The following is a 332-nucleotide window of genomic DNA, read 5'->3' on the forward strand; positions in this document are numbered from 1 at the left end:
GGCCGCGCGCGAGGCCGACTATCTGCGCGCGGCGGTGGCGGAATTGACCAAGCTCGATCCGCAGCCGGGCGAGGAGACCGACCTTGCCGAATTGCGCGCGTCTATGATGCGGGCCGAAAAGATCGCTTCCGAAATCCATGACGCGCAGGATGTGCTGTCGGGCCCATCTTCGCCCCTGCCGCAACTGGCCAGCCTGTTGCGGCGGCTGCAGCGCAAGGTGACGGAGGCGCCCGGCCTGCTCGACGATGTCGTCAAATCGCTCGACGAGGCGATGCTGTCGCTCGACGCGGCGCAATCGGGCGTCGAGGCAGCATTGCCGCGCCACCGAATAT

1 pseudogene is annotated in these 332 nt (G+C 67.2%); it reads left to right on the top strand.

What is annotated here, in order from left to right:
- A pseudogene (locus EOB59_RS37050) lies at positions 1 to 332 on the top strand (DNA repair protein RecN); the annotation flags it as partial.

The organism is Mesorhizobium sp. M7A.F.Ca.MR.176.00.0.0 (assembly GCF_004023165.1).
In the GTDB taxonomy this organism is placed as follows: Bacteria; Pseudomonadota; Alphaproteobacteria; order Rhizobiales; family Rhizobiaceae; genus Mesorhizobium.